This is a genomic window from Spiroplasma sp. hyd1, from assembly GCF_016082235.1.
Lineage (GTDB): Bacteria > Bacillota_I > Bacilli_A > Mycoplasmatales > Mycoplasmataceae > Spiroplasma > Spiroplasma poulsonii.
On sequence record NZ_JXYY01000123.1, the window covers coordinates 1 to 946 of the forward strand.

Annotated in this window: 1 pseudogene; it reads right to left on the reverse strand. The window is 22.7% G+C overall.

From position 1 onward, the window contains the following. Positions 1 to 446: pseudogene (locus TS70_RS06650) on the reverse strand (IS30 family transposase); the annotation flags it as partial. Positions 447 to 946: the final 500 nt, after the last annotated feature.

Below are 946 nucleotides of genomic sequence, written 5' to 3' on the forward strand. Positions count from 1 at the left end.
CTTTTTACCTTTAAATGGTAATTTTTTCTTAATTTCATTATCTTCTTCATCAAAAACCCCATGATCAATATACTTATAAAGTGTCACATGCGAAAATGGAAACTTTTCATTATACTTTTTTTCATATTCAAAGATAATTAACATCGGTGAATAACTTTTTTTACTTAAAATTTTTCTTACATAATTTACAACTTTTTTTCTAATTTTAGTATATTTTATAGATTTTTTTCTTTTATTTTTATAATCATCATTTGCTTTTTCAGGATCATATTCTTCTTTAAGTCTATTAACCTCTAATCTGATTGTGTTAGGACTTTTATCCAATACTTTTGCTATTTTTGATAAATTAGGTGTACCATTTTTTTCTTAAATGTTTCTGCTACCAAATGTTCTTTTAAATTATATCTTTCATCAAGACCTGTGTGTTTATATTTTTTCTTTTTCATTTTTCTAACCCTTTCTGTGTTCTAATTTATACACTAAAAAAATAAAATTTTGTTGACAATTTATTAAAAGATGTTAAGATGGTGATGTAATTTAATACAAGTAGGATTTAATAGCCCTTAATCACTTGTTTAAAAATTACTAAAAATAGAGACTTGAAAAAGTCTTTTTTTTTTTATTTTTGTAAAGTTGATGGTAAGATGGTGATGATTTTAACGAGGTAAAAATATGCAAAAAGAGGTAAAAAAGCGTAAATTACAGGTAAAAAAGGTATCAAAAGAATGATGAAATAGTGTAAAAGAACGGCAAATTAAAGATAAATTAATAAAATTTGATGACTTTTGCAAAGAAAAAAAACTATGAATTAGCTACAAAAGAAACATTATTAATTTATTTAAATTTAGAAGAAGATGAATATAATGCCTTAAAAGACACTAATTTATTAGCATTCAATAGACTTCTTGCATTACTTGTTAAAAAATTGCAAATATTTGTAAAAAAG